Source organism: Paenibacillus plantarum (genome assembly GCF_013141695.1).
GTDB lineage: Bacteria > Bacillota > Bacilli > Paenibacillales > NBRC-103111 > Paenibacillus_E > Paenibacillus_E plantarum.
In genome coordinates, this window is record NZ_WHNY01000064.1 from 25,076 (window position 1) to 42,146 (window position 17,071).

The 17,071-nt window shown below is 51.2% G+C and carries 14 protein-coding genes and 1 riboswitch; of the genes, 8 read left to right on the forward strand and 6 right to left on the reverse strand.

Annotated elements, in window-relative coordinates; all coding sequences use genetic code 11:
- Positions 1-260: 260 nt before the first annotated feature.
- Positions 261-1,766 (forward strand): leucyl aminopeptidase, encoded by a 1,506-nt coding sequence (locus GC096_RS21425; protein ID WP_171633040.1) that lies wholly within the window; start codon positions 261-263, stop codon positions 1,764-1,766.
- A 100-nt stretch (positions 1,767-1,866) separates the two neighbouring features.
- Here the strand turns inward: GC096_RS21425 and GC096_RS21430 are convergent, their stop codons facing one another.
- Positions 1,867-2,421 (reverse strand): hypothetical protein, encoded by a 555-nt coding sequence (locus GC096_RS21430; RefSeq protein ID WP_171633042.1) that lies wholly within the window; start codon positions 2,419-2,421, stop codon positions 1,867-1,869.
- Between the two features lie 129 nt (positions 2,422-2,550).
- Here GC096_RS21430 and GC096_RS21435 point away from each other — a divergent pair, with 129 nt between their 5' ends.
- Together GC096_RS21435 and GC096_RS21440 are read left to right on the forward strand one after the other, a co-directional pair.
- The gene (locus GC096_RS21435) at positions 2,551-3,828 is read left to right on the forward strand and encodes an MFS transporter (protein ID WP_312886315.1); all 1,278 of its coding nucleotides are present in this window, start codon (positions 2,551-2,553) and stop codon (positions 3,826-3,828) included.
- Between the two features lies 1 nt (position 3,829).
- Complete coding sequence (locus GC096_RS21440; protein WP_171633044.1) at positions 3,830-4,753, forward strand: Gfo/Idh/MocA family protein; 924 nt, start codon at positions 3,830-3,832, stop codon at positions 4,751-4,753.
- 193 nt (positions 4,754-4,946) lie between these two features.
- On the opposite strand, the gene gcvPB is transcribed toward GC096_RS21440, so the two are convergent.
- Genes gcvPB through gcvT form a run of 3 tightly spaced genes read right to left on the reverse strand, consistent with a single transcriptional unit; the run spans position 4,947 to position 8,886 of the window.
- Entirely contained in the window at positions 4,947-6,404 is a 1,458-nt protein-coding gene (gene gcvPB / locus GC096_RS21445) for an aminomethyl-transferring glycine dehydrogenase subunit GcvPB (RefSeq protein WP_171633046.1), read from the reverse strand.
- Positions 6,401-7,756, reverse strand: a complete 1,356-nt coding sequence (gcvPA, locus tag GC096_RS21450) for an aminomethyl-transferring glycine dehydrogenase subunit GcvPA (RefSeq protein WP_171633048.1) — start codon at positions 7,754-7,756, stop codon at positions 6,401-6,403. Before gcvPA ends, gcvPB begins: the two co-directional genes overlap by 4 nt.
- 35 nt (positions 7,757-7,791) lie before the next feature.
- Complete coding sequence (gene gcvT, locus GC096_RS21455; protein ID WP_171633166.1) at positions 7,792-8,886, reverse strand: glycine cleavage system aminomethyltransferase GcvT; 1,095 nt, start codon at positions 8,884-8,886, stop codon at positions 7,792-7,794.
- A gap of 211 nt (positions 8,887-9,097) precedes the next feature.
- Positions 9,098-9,194: riboswitch (glycine riboswitch) on the reverse strand.
- A 198-nt stretch (positions 9,195-9,392) separates the two neighbouring features.
- On the opposite strand from gcvT, the gene gcvH reads away from it, so the two are divergent.
- Both gcvH and GC096_RS21465 read left to right on the forward strand, forming a co-directional pair.
- The gene (gene gcvH / locus GC096_RS21460; RefSeq protein ID WP_171633049.1) at positions 9,393-9,782 is read left to right on the forward strand and encodes a glycine cleavage system protein GcvH; all 390 of its coding nucleotides are present in this window, start codon (positions 9,393-9,395) and stop codon (positions 9,780-9,782) included.
- Positions 9,783-9,826: 44 nt separating this feature from the next.
- Positions 9,827-10,423: a sulfite oxidase-like oxidoreductase gene (locus tag GC096_RS21465; protein ID WP_171633051.1), complete on the forward strand. Its 597-nt coding sequence runs from the start codon at positions 9,827-9,829 to the stop codon at positions 10,421-10,423.
- A 284-nt stretch (positions 10,424-10,707) separates the two neighbouring features.
- Here GC096_RS21465 and GC096_RS21470 read toward each other — a convergent pair whose 3' ends face one another.
- Positions 10,708-12,159: a transposase gene (locus GC096_RS21470; RefSeq protein ID WP_171633053.1), complete on the reverse strand. Its 1,452-nt coding sequence runs from the start codon at positions 12,157-12,159 to the stop codon at positions 10,708-10,710.
- Between the two features lie 252 nt (positions 12,160-12,411).
- The gene (locus GC096_RS21475) at positions 12,412-13,239 is read right to left on the reverse strand and encodes an AraC family transcriptional regulator (RefSeq protein ID WP_171633055.1); all 828 of its coding nucleotides are present in this window, start codon (positions 13,237-13,239) and stop codon (positions 12,412-12,414) included.
- A gap of 110 nt (positions 13,240-13,349) precedes the next feature.
- Here GC096_RS21475 and GC096_RS21480 point away from each other — a divergent pair, with 110 nt between their 5' ends.
- Genes GC096_RS21480 through GC096_RS21490 form a run of 3 tightly spaced genes read left to right on the forward strand, consistent with a single transcriptional unit; the run spans position 13,350 to position 17,049 of the window.
- Entirely contained in the window at positions 13,350-14,273 is a 924-nt protein-coding gene (locus tag GC096_RS21480) for an aldo/keto reductase (RefSeq protein WP_171633056.1), read from the forward strand.
- A complete protein-coding gene (locus GC096_RS21485) occupies positions 14,270-16,225 on the forward strand; it encodes a DUF8034 domain-containing protein (protein ID WP_171633058.1) in 1,956 nt (651 codons plus the stop codon). The genes GC096_RS21480 and GC096_RS21485 overlap by 4 nt, the downstream gene beginning before the upstream one ends.
- Positions 16,216-17,049, forward strand: coding sequence for an amidohydrolase family protein (locus tag GC096_RS21490; protein WP_171633059.1), 834 nt, complete (start codon positions 16,216-16,218; stop codon positions 17,047-17,049). The genes GC096_RS21485 and GC096_RS21490 overlap by 10 nt, the downstream gene beginning before the upstream one ends.
- The last annotated feature ends 22 nt before the right edge of the window (positions 17,050-17,071 follow it).

A 17,071-nucleotide genomic window follows, 5' to 3' on the forward strand; every position in this document is an offset into this window, starting at 1 on the left:
GGATTTTATGTAGTTAATTTAGCAGGATTGGCTTGGAATCGGCAGATATGCGGAAAATAACTGGAGGTTTTCCAGTTAAATGGAATTCGAAGAGAAAAGTGAAGGAATTAGCGGGAGTTTTTACAGTTACTTGGTGGGGGCAAACGGATAGGGACGCGAGATAGGAAGCAAGACAGGAAATAGGTATCGCCTTGAGAGGCGAATCGTGGGAAGATTACAAGCAAGAATCGAAATATGGATGAGGGTAGGGATCATTTCCTATGTTTACTAAAATAACAGACATCACAACGCGTGTGTACACCTCGTTGTTGGATAATACAGAAAGGGCAGACGCGATTCTCGTCTGCCTCACAGAAGCGGAGCTGCGCCAGGACGGCGTCCTCGGCCAGCCGCAGCTCGACCAGGCCCTTGAGCGCATGCGCGCAAAGGGCCTATTCACGGGCGCCTCAGGCGAGCTCGAGGCGCTGCCGACCCACGGGCTGCTGCCGTACGCGTACGTGCTTGTTGCGGGGCTCGGCCCCGCAACCACGCGCGATACGCTGCGCGCAGCCGCGGTCTTTGCAGCGCGCAAGATGCTCGCGCTGCAGTTCGAACGCTTGGCGCTGAAGCTGCCAAGCGGCTTCGACAGCCGGTCAGCCGCCTCGGCGTTGACCGAAGGGCTGCTCCTCGGTACGTACCGCATCGCGGCGTACCGCAAGAACGAGCCTGCGCGCGCGGAGCTGCGCCAGGCGGTGTTGCTCACAGAAGCGCCTGCGGATGCAGCGCTTCTGCAACAGATCGCAGCCGCCGAAGCGGTTGCGGAGGGCACGAACTATGCCCGGGATCTCACGAACCTCCCGGGCAACAAGCTTGTGCCGGCTTCCCTCGCAGAGGAAGCCATCACACTCGCCCAGCACTATGGCTTCGCCATAGAAGTGCTGGATGAGCACGACATCGCCGCCCGCGGGATGGGCGGCCTCATAGCGGTGGGCGCGGGCAGCGTCCACCCGCCCCGCATGATCACCCTGCGTTACACGGGTGATCCGAGCAATGCCGACGTGCTGGGCCTCGTCGGCAAGGGCGTGACCTTCGATACCGGCGGTATCTCGATGAAAAAGCCCGACGGCATGGAAGAAATGATCAGTGATATGGGCGGAGCCGCCACACTGCTCGGTGCTCTGCACGTCGTCGGTCAATTGAAACCGAAGGTGAATCTGGTTGTGGTCATTCCCGCAGCAGAGAATATGACGTCCGGTACGGCGTACCGTCCAGGGGATATCGTCACGATGCTCAGCGGGCATTCCGTGGAGGTGCTCAATACCGATGCGGAGGGTCGTATTATTTTGGCAGAGGGGATCACCTACGCGAAAGCGCAAGGGGCGAACCGTCTGATCGATGTGGCGACATTAACAGGTGCGATTTTGATCTCATTTGCAGATATCGCAACAGGGGCCGTTACGAATGACGATGAGTTCATAAAGCCATTTCTGCAAGCAGCAGGAGCTGCTGGCGAGAAAGTATGGCAGCTTCCGAACTATCCCGAATATCGTGCGATGCTGAAAAGTGATGTAGCGGATATCAAAAACGCGACATCCTCCGAACGCTGGGCAGGCGCGATTACGGCGGGGCTGTTCATCGGATACTTTGCTGAGGAAACGCCGTGGATCCATTTGGATACCGGTGGCACAGCTTGGCTGTGGTCGGCCAAAGGCATCGAGCCCAAAGGGGCAACCGGTGTTATGGTTCGTACGTTAGCTGCGTATTTGTGCGGCGAGCAGCTAACTTAATCTTTTGAAAAAAAAATCACCCACGATTGAGACTTCCTTACCTACTTGTTGCATGTAGGCTGAGATCTCAAACGTTGGGTGATTTTATGTTTTGTGGCTATTAGGCGCCAACCTGTTGCCCCACAGAGGCAGGCTGTTTAAAGTTGGCTTGCAGCAACTCCTGAATATCAGAAGTACGAATAAGTAGACGATTCACTTCATTGGTTGTATAAGAGAGCTGTTCGGTGCGCTGTTCGAGCTGGGCTAAGGAAATGCCAATCCAATTCTTCTTACGGCGATGCTTGAACAGATCGTATTTGAGTACAGTAAGCGTTGCCGCAAATGGATCTGGCTTTACATACACATCTTTCATGTTATCTGCCAGGTTGAAGAAAAGCTTGCCGCCATTCCATTTGATATAACCAGGTTCAAAAAGGATCACGAGAAATTCAGTGTCTCCGCCGTCCTTGTTTTCCATCGAAATAAGGCGTACAGCGCCGTTCACTTTGGGCTTAATATATTGATTCGAGCGGATATCTGGTAAAAAAGGCACGACAAGAATCGGGCAAACACTAGCGATATACAAATAAGTAGTTGACTCCAATTTCATAGAGAGTACAATGAAAATCAAAAAGAGCAACGAAGTTGCCAGCAAACCCCAATATTTAGGTTTCATAAGTTTACGATGATCCCGCCTGACATGATAGATTAGGTAGTCACTTCTATATTAACATAAGCGACCCATAGGTTGTAAACTATTAGATCCTGCTAACTTGCTAGACCGACAAAAGGAGGTTTATGACCTGTGAAATTATTCGATTCGAACGCGCGTAAGTCGAAGAAAAAAATGTCCACCTACCGTAAAAGCTTGCTAGTCGCGACATTTGAGGGCTTTCCAGCTGTTATTATTTTTCAACTGCTTGGCGGACCGTTCTTAACTGGTTACTTGATTTACTTGGGGGCAAGCTCGACCGAGATTGGCCTTATTCTGGCGATTACGACAGTCGTGAATATCGTGCAAATTGCGATGGCAGTCGTCATGCAGAAATTCCGCAATCGGAAGCGGATGCTGATTATTTTCGGATCCACGCATCGAATATTATGGGCTTGTGTAGGGTTAATCCCTTTTCTATTACCTCAAGAGTACTGGGTGATTACGTATATGATTCTGTACACGGCTGCGCATCTAGGAAATGCGGCTGGGGGGATTGTGTGGACCTCACTGATCAGTGATGCGGTACCAGGACCGATTCGTGGACGTTATTTTGGACTGCGTAATACCATTCTGGGCGGCGTGAGCTCGCTGGCGCTATTCGTAGGTGGCCAGATTCTTGATAAATACCCGGGTGAGGAAGGCTTCAATTACATTTTCATGATCGTAAGTGTCTGTGTGGTTCTTAACGTGATTGCTTACTTTTTGTACCCTAATCCACCTTTTGAGCCTTCAACGGCAACCAACCCTGTTGGTATGCTACAGAAGCCATTAATGGACCGTGCGTTTCTTAAAGCGATTATTTTCCTAGCCGCCTTCCTCTTCGTGCAAGGATTGACCGTGCCTCTTTTCTCCTATGTCATGCTGAAGTTGATGAACATTTCCTATGGAACTGTTTCCTATATCACAGTGGTACATACCTTAGTCATGATGGCTAGCTACTATGTATGGGGAAATTTGAATGCGCGATTCTCGGCGCAAACCTTGCTATTATGGTCGTTACCGATCATTGCGTTAGCATGTTTACTATGGGGAGCTATCGCTTTCATTCCTGCTGTTGTTGTGCTTTTCATGGTTCATATTGTGCTCGGAATTGGCTTGGGAGGCTTCAATCAAATGGTTTTCGCTTTTACAATTGGGGATACTCCAAAGAGTGAGCGTCCGATGTATATTGCGACATACTCGGCGATCACAGGCTTCGCGGCTTTCTTGGGACCTGTTGCAGGCGGGAAGATTTATGCCTTAATTGTGGATCAACCTGAGTGGGTGCAGGTGTATGGCGTGTCTACGATTGTTGGTGCAATTTTGCTCATACTAGGATTATGGGTAGGACGTTATGTCTTACGAACAGAGATAAGGAGTGGCGTTTAGGATGTCAAAAAAAAGAATCGGCCTCATCGGCTTGGGCGATATTGCACAAAAAGTTTATTTACCGCTGCTTTCCGTCAATGAAAGGGTGGACCTTGTAGGGATTATGAGCTCTACCCCAGCGACTGTGGAGCGCATGAAGACGAAATATAGGGTGCCTTTCGGGACGACGCAATTGGATGAATTGTTGGCGCTTGGGTTGGATGCTGTTTTCGTCCATAGTCCGACGTCGACGCATTACGATATTGCGATGACATGTATGGCGCATGGCGTTGCGGTCTATGTAGATAAGCCGCTTTCGTATGCGTGGGCAGAGTCCGTGGAAATGGTTTCCTATGCGGAGCGCAAAGGTGTACTGCTTGCTGCGGGCTTTAATCGTCGCTACGCTCCCCTTTACATGGAGGCCAAGGCATGGTTACAGGAAGCGGGCGGATTCGATGTGGCCTCAGCCGTCAAACATCGTACCAAGCTGCAAGGTCATAGTGCCAAAGAAACGCTTTATGATGATCTCATCCACATGCTGGATACGTTGCTTTGGTTAGGAGAAAGCTCCTACGAAGTGAGGGCCTCCCATCAACATATAGATGATAGTGGCAAGCTGCTGCATGCCTCTGGCACGTTAGGCTTTGGTTCCGCGACAGGTTCCTATAGTATGGTTAGACTCGCTGGCGTGGATTTGGAGAAGGTAGAGCTGCACGGCAGCGGAAGATCCGTCGAGGTGACGAATTTGGAGTCAGCGGTCTTTTATGATAAAAATGCCGCTCCGCGCCTGCGCACCTTCGGCAGCTGGGACACGGTGCTGGAGCGTAGAGGCTTCGCTGGTGTCGTCCAGCATTTCTTGGACTCGCTGGATAATCCGAATGATTGCGGCATTCGGGGGGATCTGGTACTGGCTTCGCACGAGCTGGTGGAGAAGTTGTCGGTGTAAGGGGATTGAGGGAGCACAGCAACGAGGATAAAGTCCTGCCCGCCAGCGCGGCGGAGGGACAAAACCAGAAATAGCGCCCCCGAAGGGCGCTATTTCTATGTCCTTGGTTGTTGGCCCGCAGGATAAGGCCCTTTTTGGGCCTTAAAGCCCTGCCCGCCACCGCGGCGGAGGGGTAAAACCAGAAGTGTTTGCTTTATCCGCACGTACAGTTCAGAACCGGCTTCCGAGCGGCCAATGCTTCATCCATCCGACTGACGACAGTTGTGTAGGGGGCGTTTTTAACCAACTCTGGATTCTCTTCTACTTCTTTGGCGATGGCAATCATCGTATCGATAAAGCTATCGAGCGTTTGCTTGCTTTCAGTCTCCGTCGGCTCGATCATGATGCATTCTTCAACGCTGAGCGGGAAGTAGATCGTTGGCGGGTGGTAGCCGAAGTCGAGTAGTCTTTTGGCAATATCGAGTGTACGTACACCGAGCTTCTTCTGGCGATTCCCAGATAGCACGAATTCATGCTTACAGAAGCGGGGATGCGGTACATCGAAATACGGCGTTAACCGAGCTAGCATATAGTTGGCGTTCAACACAGCGTATTCGGATACTTTGCGCAAGCCTTCCGGACCGAGCGTACGAATGTACGTGTAGGCACGAACGAGGATGCCGAAGTTGCCGTAGTAGCCTTTGACGCGACCGATAGACTGCGGATAGTTGTAGTCGAAATAGTAGCTGTTATCTTCGCGCTTGGCGACAAGTGGCGTTGGCAGAAACGGAATCAGCCGTTCTTTGACGCCGACAGGGCCAGCGCCAGGGCCGCCTCCGCCGTGCGGGGTGCTCATGGTTTTGTGCAGGTTGAGATGGACCACATCGAAGCCCATGTCCCCTGGTCGCGTGATGCCCATAATGGCATTCGCGTTCGCGCCATCATAGTAGAGCAGTCCGCCTGCGGCATGCACGATTTCGGCGATCTCAACGATTTGTTCTTCGAACAAACCGAGTGTGTTCGGGTTCGTGAGCATGAGCGCGGCTGTATCTGAACCGACGGCACGGCGCAATTCGTCAAGATTCACGAGTCCCCGATCATCGGATTTGATTGTCACGGTTTGGAACCCAGCAACCGTTGCACTGGCGGGATTCGTGCCATGCGCCGAATCAGGACAGATGACCTTGGTCCGATGCTCGCCGCGGCTTTCGTGATAAGCACGGATCATCATAAGCCCCGTCCATTCACCATGTGCGCCAGCCGCAGGCTGCAAGGTTACGCGATCCATTCCCGTGATCGCTTCGAGATCATGCTGGAGATTGTACAGCAGCTCCATCGCGCCTTGTATCGATTCTTCCGGCTGATATGGGTGAATATGGGCAAAGCCAGGGAACCGGGCAACGTCTTCGTTGATTTTGGGATTATATTTCATCGTACACGAGCCTAGCGGATAGAAGCCATTATCTACCCCAAAGTTGCGACGAGAAAGCGCCGTGTAGTGGCGGATGACATCGACTTCATACACCTCAGGCAGGTCGGGTTCTAGCTGCCGGCGAAACTTGGCAGGGAGGAGTTCATCGATATTCACGTCGGGAACATCCGATTCGGGCAAGGAATACGCGACGCGTCCGGGGTGGCTCATTTCAAAAATGAGTGCTTTTTCGTTGTTCATACGAGTTCCTCCAATGCGGCTGCGAAGTTATCGATATCTTCGCGTGTTCGTTGCTCGGTGACGGCGATTAACATATGGCCGGCCAGTTCGGGATAGTCGCGGCCTAGATCGTAGCCGCCGATGATGTTCCGCTGGAGGAGCTGACGATTCAGCTCCTCGATGTTCGTGCCGTCTGGCAGCTTGACGGCAAATTCATTGAAGTAGCTGCCAGTGAACGGCAGCTCGAGTTTGGTTGACGCGGTGAGGCGATTCGCCGCGTAATGGGCTTTGCGGACGTTGAGCGTGCCAACGTCTTGAATGCCTTGCTTGCCCATCGTGGACAAGTACACGGATGCGCAAAGCGCGAGAAGCGCCTGGTTGGAGCAGATATTCGACGTGGCTTTCTCACGTCGTATATGCTGCTCCCGCGCTTGCAGCGTAAGCACGAAACCGCGCTTGCCATCGCGGTCCACGGTTTGGCCCACGATGCGCCCCGGCATGCGGCGCATCCAGCTCTCCGCGACGGCGAAGTAGCCGCAGCTCGGCCCTCCCAGCGCAGCTGGGATGCCGAGCGGCTGGCAATCGCCGACGACGATGTCAGCGCCGAGCTTGCCCGGCGCTTCGAGCAGCCCGAGCGTGAGCGGATTCGCGCTCACGACGAGCAGTGCGCCCGCGCCGTGCGCGAGCGGCTCCACAGCCGCGAGATCCTCCAAGCAGCCGAAGAAATTCGGCGATTGGAGGATGACAGCGGCTGCGTCGATCTCGAGCTTGGACGCGAGATCGTCCAGATCCGTGACACCTTCGGGGGTCACGGAGATCTCGACGACCTCCAAGTTCAGCCCGCGGGCGGACGTGCGCAAGACGGCGCGCGCCTCTGGGTGCACCGCGCGGGACACGAGCAGACGGCTGCGCTTCGTCGCGCCGCTGGCTAGCGCGCCGGCTTCGGCCAGCGCTGTGGCGCCATCGTACATCGAGGCGTTCGCCACGGCCATGCCGGTCAGCTCACAGATGTACGACTGAAATTCAAAAATCGCCTGCAATTCCCCCTGGCTAATTTCCGGTTGATAAGGCGTGTACGCTGTGTAGAACTCCGAGCGCGAGATGACATGATTGATCACCACCGGAAGGTGATGATCGTAGATGCCAGCGCCAAGGAAGCTGGCGTAGCGCTGAAAATCCGCGTTGCGCTCCGCCAACTCGCGCATATATCGGAGTAGTCCCTGCTCACTGAGGGCATTCCCTACTTGCAGTTCACCTTGAAACCGCACCTGCTGCGGGATATCGCTAAACATTTCTTCCATGGAGGAGATGCCGATGGTCTCCAGCATTTCCTTTTGATCCTGCTCCGTAATAGGCAAATAACGATGTTTCATAACCGAAGATGCTCCTTCCGACCCGGATTCGGGAATTATTTCTTTTTGTGAAAAGGGGTAGAGACTACTGTTGCTTTCACTTGAGCGCCTCTGATTTCAACATACACATCCGTACCCAAAGCACTATACGCGGCATCAATCAGAGCTAAGCCGACATTGGTTTTGTACGTTGGAGATTGCGTACCTGTTGTTACTTCACCAATCTGTTTACCCTCGGCGTATACGGCATAATGAGGACGCGGAATGCCGCGTTCTTGCATTTCAATACCGACAAGCTTACGGGGCAAACCGTTCGTTTTTTGCTCGAGTAGCGCATCCCGCCCAATGAAATCACCTTTATCCAGCTTTACAAAAAAAGAAAGTCCCGCCTCAAGCGGCGAAATTTCTGAAGATAGCTCCTGTCCGTAAAGGGGGAGTCGCGCTTCAAAGCGCAGCGTATCTCGAGCTCCTAAACCTGTCGGGATGAGCCCATGCTCAGCACCAGCTTCGAGTAGATTACGCCAAAGCGTAATCGCATCCTTTTGATCCACATACAACTCAAAGCCATCTTCACCTGTATACCCAGTACGAGAGAGCAGCGTTGTTACTTCTCCTACCTTCACGTCAGGGAGGAAATGAAAGGTTTTAACCGTCTGAATCGGTGCATCTGTCAATTTAGCTAAAATGGTTAAAGCCTTCGGACCTTGTAGAGCCAGCAAGGCAGTCTCTTCAGAAACATTGGTCAGTTCTACCTGACCTGCAAGATGCTGTTGCAGCCAAGCGATGTCCTTCTCGATATTCGAGGCATTGATAACGAGCATATAGTCATCGGCGCTGAACTTATAAACGAGCAGATCGTCAACCACACCGCCATTCGGGTAGCATAGGAGGCTGTACTGGCACTGGCTTTCGACCAGTTTGGATACATCATTCGTCGTAACGCGTTGTAAAAATGCGAAAGCATCCGGGCCTTGAATACGTACTTCGCCCATATGCGACACATCAAAAAGCCCCGCTTGCCCCCTGACAGCATCGTGCTCCTTCTGAATGCCAGTGAACTGTACGGGCAGCTCCCAGCCGCCAAAATCAATGATTCGCGCGCCATATTCCGCGTAAATCGGGAAGAGCGGTGTTCGTTTCAGCATGCAAATAACCTCACTTTCATTGGACTTATTTACCGTTGGTTATATTTCGGAAACACAAATAGGAGCAAAAAGTATGCAACACAAACATACCTTTTGCCCCTGTCCTTTATACCTGAGAGTTGCCTAGAACGGTAGAATCTATACATTCCATCGTTAAGTTTCCCCTTGGGTGTCCGATTTCCCGTAAATAACGAGTGTTCGAAGCTCTCCAGAGTCGCGTCCGATACAGGTCCTTTTGCCTGAGAGATTCACCGCTCCGGGCTTACTCCTTCGGCGCCGCTATCGTGCTCAGCAGTCTCTCCCTGTATCCTCATTCGCCAATATTTAATTAGCCTTATAATATTCATTATGCGCCTAAATTGGTGTGAATTGTCAACAGTAACTTTTGATTTGGAAGGTCAGTGGAGGGGCTCCATGCTCGTTTCACTGCTTCTGGGACGTCCATCTTGACTTTGATGTTCACAGTAGATTAAGCTAAAAGCAAAATTTGTAAGTGAGTGAGGCGTGGACTGATGAGCAACGTACAAGCCAATTTGTTATACACCAAAGAGCACGAGTGGGTAGAGAAGCTATCGGATACGGTGGTTCGCATAGGGATTACCGATTTTGCACAGGATCAATTAGGAGATATTGTATTCGTAGAACTTCCGAAAGTTGGCGCTGCTGTAACCGCAAATGAAAGCATTGGGAGTGTGGAATCGGTCAAAACGGTTTCGGATATTTTCTGCCCAGTATCAGGCAAAGTAACAGCTGTGAACAGCACATTGGAAGGTTCGCCAGAGCTGGTTAACAATGCGTCGTTCGGTGAAGGCTGGATGGTTGAGGTTGAAATCTCAGGACCAGAAGCATTGGAAGGCTTATTGAGCGCTGCGGAATACGGCTCCTACATCGGTAACGACTAGGTTGTCTCAATTAAGATGTAAGTAGAACGGATGGAGGTTTTTCCATGCAATTTGGGCAAAAGCTGCCTCAGGATCCGAACGATCGTGTTCCTCCTGGGCAAACGCTGACACAAGGCTGGCCTGTGCTGCACTATGGGTCCGTGCCCTACTACAACGACATGAGCAAATGGGATTTGCGTTTGTTCGGTTTGGTGGAAGAAGAGTTCACCATTTCGTATAAGGATTTCATGGCGCTGCCGCGTAAGGAATTTGCTAACGATATCCACTGTGTGACCACATGGTCCAAACTGGATAATGTGTGGGAAGGCATTGCTGTGTCGGAGCTCATGAGCAAAGTGAAGCTGAAACCAGAAGCAACTCATGTGATGCTGCATGCTGAGCATGGATGGACGACGAATCTTCCGCTGGAAGATTTCCTGTTGGAGACGTCTTTTCTGGGCATCCGACATAATGGCGTGCTGCTGACACCTGACCACGGAGCCCCCGTGCGAATGGTCGTACCGCATCTGTATTTCTGGAAAAGCGCCAAATGGCTGCGAGGCATTGAGTTTATGGCGAAGGATAAGCCAGGATTTTGGGAGCGGAATGGTTACCATATGTACGGAAATCCTTTCAAGGAACAGCGTTACGATTTTGATTGACTTTTTAAGCCCACTAAAGCGATTGTGCTATAGTGGGCTTTTTTCGTGAATGGAGTGGGAAAGTTGAGTTAGAAGTTTGTCTTGCTGAGTCAGAAAAGTAAGTTGATCTGATGGGAGTTTCTTAAATCTCCTGTGCGCCAGGTGAATAGATGGATTTTCTGCAGTTAAATATTGGGATTTTCCGGATAAACGCAGAATAGATGGAAAACCGAGTCAATTTCACAATTCAAATTGAAAAATTGGCTAGAGTTCTTGCGTGCCTAAGAATTCACTTTTTTTTAAAATTAGGCAGCGGTGGCAACTTGTTTAAGTTGTTGGTTCCATTTGTCTAAGGCAAATTTGCATACGGTATAAGCGAGTGTACTCAACTGGAAATCAACTTCGGCTCTCGTTCCCCGGTGACGTGTGCGATGAAGACCAAAATATTCTTTCAAATATGCAAACACGCGCTCAACGGCCGTCCGCTTTTTATACAGTTGTTTGAAGCCCTCACTCCCTCTTGCAGGTACGGTGTTTTTACGAATATCTTGATCCACCTTTATTTTATACACTTTCTGGCATCCACTTTCCGCGAGAGGACAGTTACTGCACTCTTTTGGACGTGTGAATTTGAGTGTCTTGTAGGTCGGATCATAGCTATCGTATACGTAGGCTTTTCCTTGTTCGCAAATCGGGTGAAAGTCCTTATTAAACCCTTCGGGCGGCTCTGTATGGTGAATGAAATCAATAATCGGAAAAGCGTCCAACGAGTGAATTAGTTTATAAAGTGGATGTGCGTCATACCCTTTATCGGCCATGATATGCTTGATTTGAAGCATAGGAAATTTGTTCGCTAGTGCTTTTAACAACACGACTCCACCACGTTGATCGTTGATATTAGCTGAGCTTAGAAAACCAGTTAGCACATATTGACTGTCCGCGTCCACGATAACATTTGCTTTGTAGCCATACCAAGATGTTAGGAAGCCTTTAGCATTTTTCTTTGCACACCGCTCTGGCGCCCGAGGCAATTCTTCCATCAGCTCTTCATAGGTGTAAGGCAACATGTCAGCCACTGGTTTTTCAAAAGTAGACAGCGTTGCTTCATATGCTTTACGCTCCTCAGCGCGACGGATCGCTTCTTCCTTCTTCGGACGACCGCGTCCATACTTTTGAGGCGTAGGGGGAGGAGCCGTTTCTTCTTTCACATCCTCTTCAATGGGAACCGAAAGTTGCTCGATCTGCGGCGTAAGTGGCTTTTGATTTTGACGTGATGTTTTGCGCTTAACGGCTCCATCGGAAAATACCGCGTTCCAAGCCTCCACTGCTGAAGAGTCGAACGCCAAATGAAGCCCAGGTATAAATCCTTCTGAGATCGCATCTAGCACTAGCCCATCCTGAACCATTTCGATGAGCTGGTGATCATTTAAAACACGAATGAGACGAGAGTACGAAGCCTCACTTGGCGTAGTGTCAGAACCGGTAAAGCGGCATTGCATGCGGAACTCAATACTCGTTTTTAGACGGCGAACAATATCTTTCACGAAGTCCATTCGTTCTATTTTTGCAATGAGGAGCGAATAGAGCATTGCTGGAAAGTTTAATGTCTGCGGTGGACCCAAACGCGACTGTTTTCTAAGTCGTTGTAAAACCGATTTGAAATCCAGATGTTCAAGTATGGGAGCATACCGGTCATCGGGCTTAATTTCCAGTAATTGTTGGAAGGAAAACAATTCTTGCTGTTGAATAGAATACATAGGGAATACCTTTCTTCATCTCGGGTTGTTGGTTTCGACGCCTTTTACTTCGAGATTTGGGGAGGTAGTCCCTTTTTTTGTGTGAAAAAAGCTAGGTTTGGTGCGGGTTTGAGATTGTGAAATTGTCTCAAACCTGCAGTTAATTTTGACCATTTTACCCGATCTGAGCAACAACGGCAATTTTAACTACATGTTTTACAGTTAAATCGAATATTCGAGGAAATTCCTCAAAAATAGCTGTATATTTTCCAGTTAAATCCCAGTTCCGCTCTCCAATTTCGCCTTTTCCCTATACGCTGTTGGAGAAAGACCAATGGTTCGTTTAAACATGCGGGAAAACATCAAGGGGTCTTGGTAGCCCACGGAAAGGGCAATTTCGGCTATCCCGAGAAGCTGCCTGCGGAGAAGGCGGCAAGCTTTTCTCATCCGAAGATCGGTCAAATACCGGTAAGGGGACATGGACAGACGCTGTTGGAAGAGACGGCACAAGTATTTGGTGTCTAGCCCTACATGCTCAGCGATTTCATTTAGACTAATGCGATCGGCATAGCGGGTGTTCATAAAGGAAACAGCATTGCGTATATGGTGTCCGACATCTGCTCTTAGCGTCGGCGCGTCGTCCGGTATTGCCAACGTTCCGAATATTTGGTACAGCAAAGCAGTCAGAAGGAGCTCTTTGGCCGGTTCGTTGCGCAGGCTCATTAAATTGTCAAAAAGAGATTCAATGGACAGTGACGAGTCAGCCGTTCGGACAGGAGACAGGACGGTAAATCCGGCCAGTTCGACTAGACGGGGGGCCAATGTCCCGACGAAGCCGAACCACGAGTAACGCCAGGGCTCATCTGAATCGGCACAATAGGAATGGACGGTGTCAGGCATGACAAGGAACAGCTCACCTGGGCCAATCGGTTCCGTTCTGCCTCCTGTTGAGTAAGTGCCGTATCCGCTGTGAATGTAGTGAAGGATATACATATCTCTTACAGAGGGCCCGAATGACATGTCCGGCAGGCAACTTTGCGTGCCGACCTCTAGCACCGCAAGATCGGTCAAACCGATCGGTTCTGTATAAATAAATTCCACGTTTGCTTTCGCCTCTTCCTCAAATAGAGAAGATATGCCATAAGATGGGGAACTCTGGCTATTTTGATTATAAAGGATGAACACTACAATTTACAGTAGGAGGGATTCAAATGGAGTATACTACATTCGGCCGCACCGGACTTCGAGTATCGAAACTCGGGCTTGGCGGCGCACCCCTTGGAGGGGTTTTTGGACCTACGGATGAACGCGATATCGAGAAGATGATCCATGAGGCGTTAGACAGCGGAATCAATTTTATCGACACAGCGCCGAGCTACGGCAGAGGTGAGTCGGAGCGCCGAATCGGCAGGGCGTTGAACGGCGGCAGAAGAAACGAAGTTGTGCTGGCATCGAAAGCAGTAGGTCCGGGAGAATCGTTCGATTATGCGACAACGATTCGCTCAGTGGAGGATAGTTTGGAACGGCTTCAAACCGATTGGATTGATCTGCTGCAAATTCACGATGTGGAGCAGGTTCCGTATGACACGGTTGTGAATGAGACGCTTCCTGCTCTGGAGAAATTGCGGGAAGACGGAAAGATTCGATATATCGGCGTTTCGACAAGGATATTATCACTTTTGGAGCGTTATGTCCGGCTAAATGGGTTTGACAGCATCCAGTTTTATACGAGATATATGCTGATTGATCATACGGCGAAGGACGTACTGCTCCCGCTCGCAGCAGAGAAGGAAATCGCTGTTATTAACGGAAGCGTGCTAGGACTCGGTTTGCTTGCCGATACGCCAGCACCGTTTTTGAGGCCAAACCTCGTGTACGAGGCAACGAAGCGGATGGATCAGCTCCAGTTTTTGCGTAAAACAGAGCCACACGGTCTTGTCGAGCCAGCCATGCGTTTCAGTCTGTCGCATCCGGGTATTCACGTTACCTTGACAGGAGCTGCCACATCGAATGTGCTGCGCACGAACTTGGCATTTTGTGATGGGCAGGGTCTGGATCCAGAGGAGCTGCAACGGGTGTATGCCTTATTTCAGGGCAAAAGTTTATTTCCAGCGGAGAAGGAGGAAGCGAAGTGAACACACAAGGAAGCATCCTGCCAAGGATTGTAGCGGAGGAGCGAATGGTTCCTCCGGAGTGGGCGCTACAGGAACAGTGGTTGTTTGCTACGCTGAATCAGGCGGCGAAGGAGTTTGTGGCGCGTTACACACAGCCAGATGGAAGTCTGATTTGGCAGAAAGAATGGCCGGGTATGGACGGCTCGGATGACCCCTATGAAGGGTTTATGAATCTAGCGCTGCTCTACGTGTTAGGGGGCAGCCGTGAGCTCCATGAAGTATCGCGTAAGATTTGGGAAGGGATTACTTGGCAATGGACCGAGTATGGCCAAATTCAACGAGAATTCGATGCGTACTATGATTGGATGCATCACGGTGAAGGGTATTTATTTCTCTACTTTCTCGGACTAGCTGGCCCTGTTACAACGAAAGACAAGCAGAGAGCCTTACGCTTTGCCAGCATGTATATGGGAGACGATCCGGAAGCTCCTAATTATGATAAAGCACAGAAGCTTATACGGTCACCATTGACCGGAAGCAAGGGTCCGCGGTTCACGGTGTCGGAAGAGGATTGGGTCACGCATCGCAGCATTCTCGACCATTATCCTGCACCATATGAAGATATTCCTGGTGTCGATTTTGCGAGCGGCAAATGCCCTTGGTCCAACGATGACGTATATCAGAGCCTGATTGCGATGATGAATGAGCGAATGAACCGGGGAGACGTCCCGCTGAATTTGAATGCAACCGGATTGATTACGCACGCATTCATGCATAATGGAGACACCGTATATCGCGATTGGGTGGTCGATTATCTCGCAGCATGGGAAGAGCGTACCCGCCATAACGGAGGAGTTATTCCCGACAATGTCGGACTGTCAGGCGTAATCGGCGAGTACAACGAGGGCAAATGGTGGGGAGGCTACTACGGTTGGAGATGGCCGCACGGCTTTATGACCATCATTGAGCCGCTGACGAACGCGTGTATGAACGCCGTTTTGCTTACGGGAGACATGAACCAGCTTGAGTTAGCCCGTTCTCAGCTAGATGCCAACTGGGCGCTGCGTCGGGAAGAGAATGGTCAAGTACTCGTGCCGAATAAACACCGGGATAACGGCTGGTACGATTGGCGGAAGGCGCTGCCGAAGTACCCGGTCTATTTGTGGACGATGTCGATGGCCGATGAGGATTTAGAGCGGATTGACCGGATTCCGAAGGATCATGATTGGAATGAAATTACGGTGCCTGTCGTATCGGGAAGGGACAGCCGGACAGGAAGGGAAACGAAACACTATATCGGCAATACAGAGCCTTGGTTCCAGTACATTCGAGGGTTTAACCCCGACTATCCGAAGCGGATACTAGCTGCCAATATGGAGCTGGTCGGTCGACAACTTGAGCGAATGCGCTCTGAGGAGGGCGACCCGCATGGGTGGAAAAGCGGCTTTGCAGACGGCGACTTTTCTAATATTCACATCTGGCAGGAAATGTGCCCAATTTATTTCGAATCGCTAGTACAACTGACACTGGGAGGACCGATGCATATTTCGCACGGTGGCTTGCAGCATGCGCGGGTACGCTATTTTGACTCACAGGAGAGGCGGCCAGGTCTTCCGCTTGGCGTATCTGCGCTAGTGGAGGCGCTTACAACGGACGGCGTGACACTGCAACTTTGCAACACCAGCTTATATGACGAGCGCGAGGTCGTCATTCAGGCAGGGGGCTTCGGCGAGCACGAATTCACCAGCGCCGAGCGAATCGACGCAGAGGGGTGCCCGGTGCAAGGCTCGCACATGGAGCTCAAAGGCAAATGGTTGACGATTCATCTAAAACAAGGCACTGGCATTAGGCTGAGGCTTGGCATGAAGCGTTACGTCAATTCGCCGAGCTATGAGATGCCTTGGCCGAATCCGTATGCCGCCGATGTGCTGACTGGCCGTAAGGGGCAGGAAGGCGAAGCGCCATGTACATAGACAGCCACGTTCATTTTTGGAAACCATCGCGTGGTGATTACGGCTGGTTAAAGCCCGAGAATGAGCTGCTCTATCAGGACTACTTGCCAGGGCAGTTGCTTCCGGAGCTGGGCGCTTTCGGTGTGAAGGGGCTTGTAGCCGTACAGGCCGCCGTTACGGCTGAAGAAGCGGCATTCCTGCTGGAGATGGCACAGACCTGGCGGGTAATATCCGGCGTGAGCGGAGGGCTCGATCCGTTCGCGGATACTTTTCACGAGGAGCTCGCGTCCCTAAAGGCTGACCCGTGCTTTACGGGCATCAGACTTAGCGGCAGCGCATTTCGCTCTGAGCGGTCCAAGGCCGACCAGAGTAAACTACGGTCGGCACTTGCTGCTCTGATGCAGGCTGGGCTAACGCTAGATCTGCTCGTAAAACCCGAAGACCTTTCGGACGTAGCGTCGTACTTAGAGGAACTGCCGCTGCTCAATGCGGTCGTCAACCATCTCGGCTGTCCAGACATTCGTGGGCAGCGAATGGAACCGTGGCGAACAGGCATGGAACGGCTATCCCAGCATCCAAGCGTGGTGGTTAAACTGTCCGGTATGATCACGATGGCAGGCGGATTTTATCCTGAAAAGCTTCGGCCTTACATCGCTCAGTTGCTTCAGTTGTTCGGCAGCGACCGGCTGCTGTTCGGCAGTGATTGGCCGGTCGCGTTGCAGGCAGGCGGCTATAGGGACGTCATCGATTTGTTCGAGGCGGTACTTCCTGATGACCTCACAGAGGAGGAGAAGGGAATGATTCGCGCGGGCAACGCAAGCCGATTCTACCCGATACTAACATGATGAGAAGGATGTATAGGGCGCA

Excerpts from the sequence above, each read along its gene's own strand:
- GC096_RS21465 (WP_171633051.1), top strand. The coding sequence starts at position 9,827 with ATGCAATTTGGGCAAAAGCTGCCTCAGGATCCGAACGATCGTGTTCCT.
- gcvPB (WP_171633046.1), bottom strand. The coding sequence starts at position 6,404 with ATGAACAACGAAAAAGCACTCATTTTTGAAATGAGCCACCCCGGACGC.
- GC096_RS21480 (WP_171633056.1), top strand. The coding sequence starts at position 13,350 with ATGGAGTATACTACATTCGGCCGCACCGGACTTCGAGTATCGAAACTC.
- GC096_RS21490 (WP_171633059.1), top strand. The coding sequence starts at position 16,216 with ATGTACATAGACAGCCACGTTCATTTTTGGAAACCATCGCGTGGTGAT.
- GC096_RS21430 (WP_171633042.1), bottom strand. The coding sequence starts at position 2,421 with ATGAAACCTAAATATTGGGGTTTGCTGGCAACTTCGTTGCTCTTTTTG.
- GC096_RS21470 (WP_171633053.1), bottom strand. The coding sequence starts at position 12,159 with ATGTATTCTATTCAACAGCAAGAATTGTTTTCCTTCCAACAATTACTG.
- GC096_RS21440 (WP_171633044.1), top strand. The coding sequence starts at position 3,830 with ATGTCAAAAAAAAGAATCGGCCTCATCGGCTTGGGCGATATTGCACAA.
- gcvPA (WP_171633048.1), bottom strand. The coding sequence starts at position 7,756 with ATGAAACATCGTTATTTGCCTATTACGGAGCAGGATCAAAAGGAAATG.
- GC096_RS21425 (WP_171633040.1), top strand. The coding sequence starts at position 261 with ATGTTTACTAAAATAACAGACATCACAACGCGTGTGTACACCTCGTTG.
- gcvH (WP_171633049.1), top strand. The coding sequence starts at position 9,393 with ATGAGCAACGTACAAGCCAATTTGTTATACACCAAAGAGCACGAGTGG.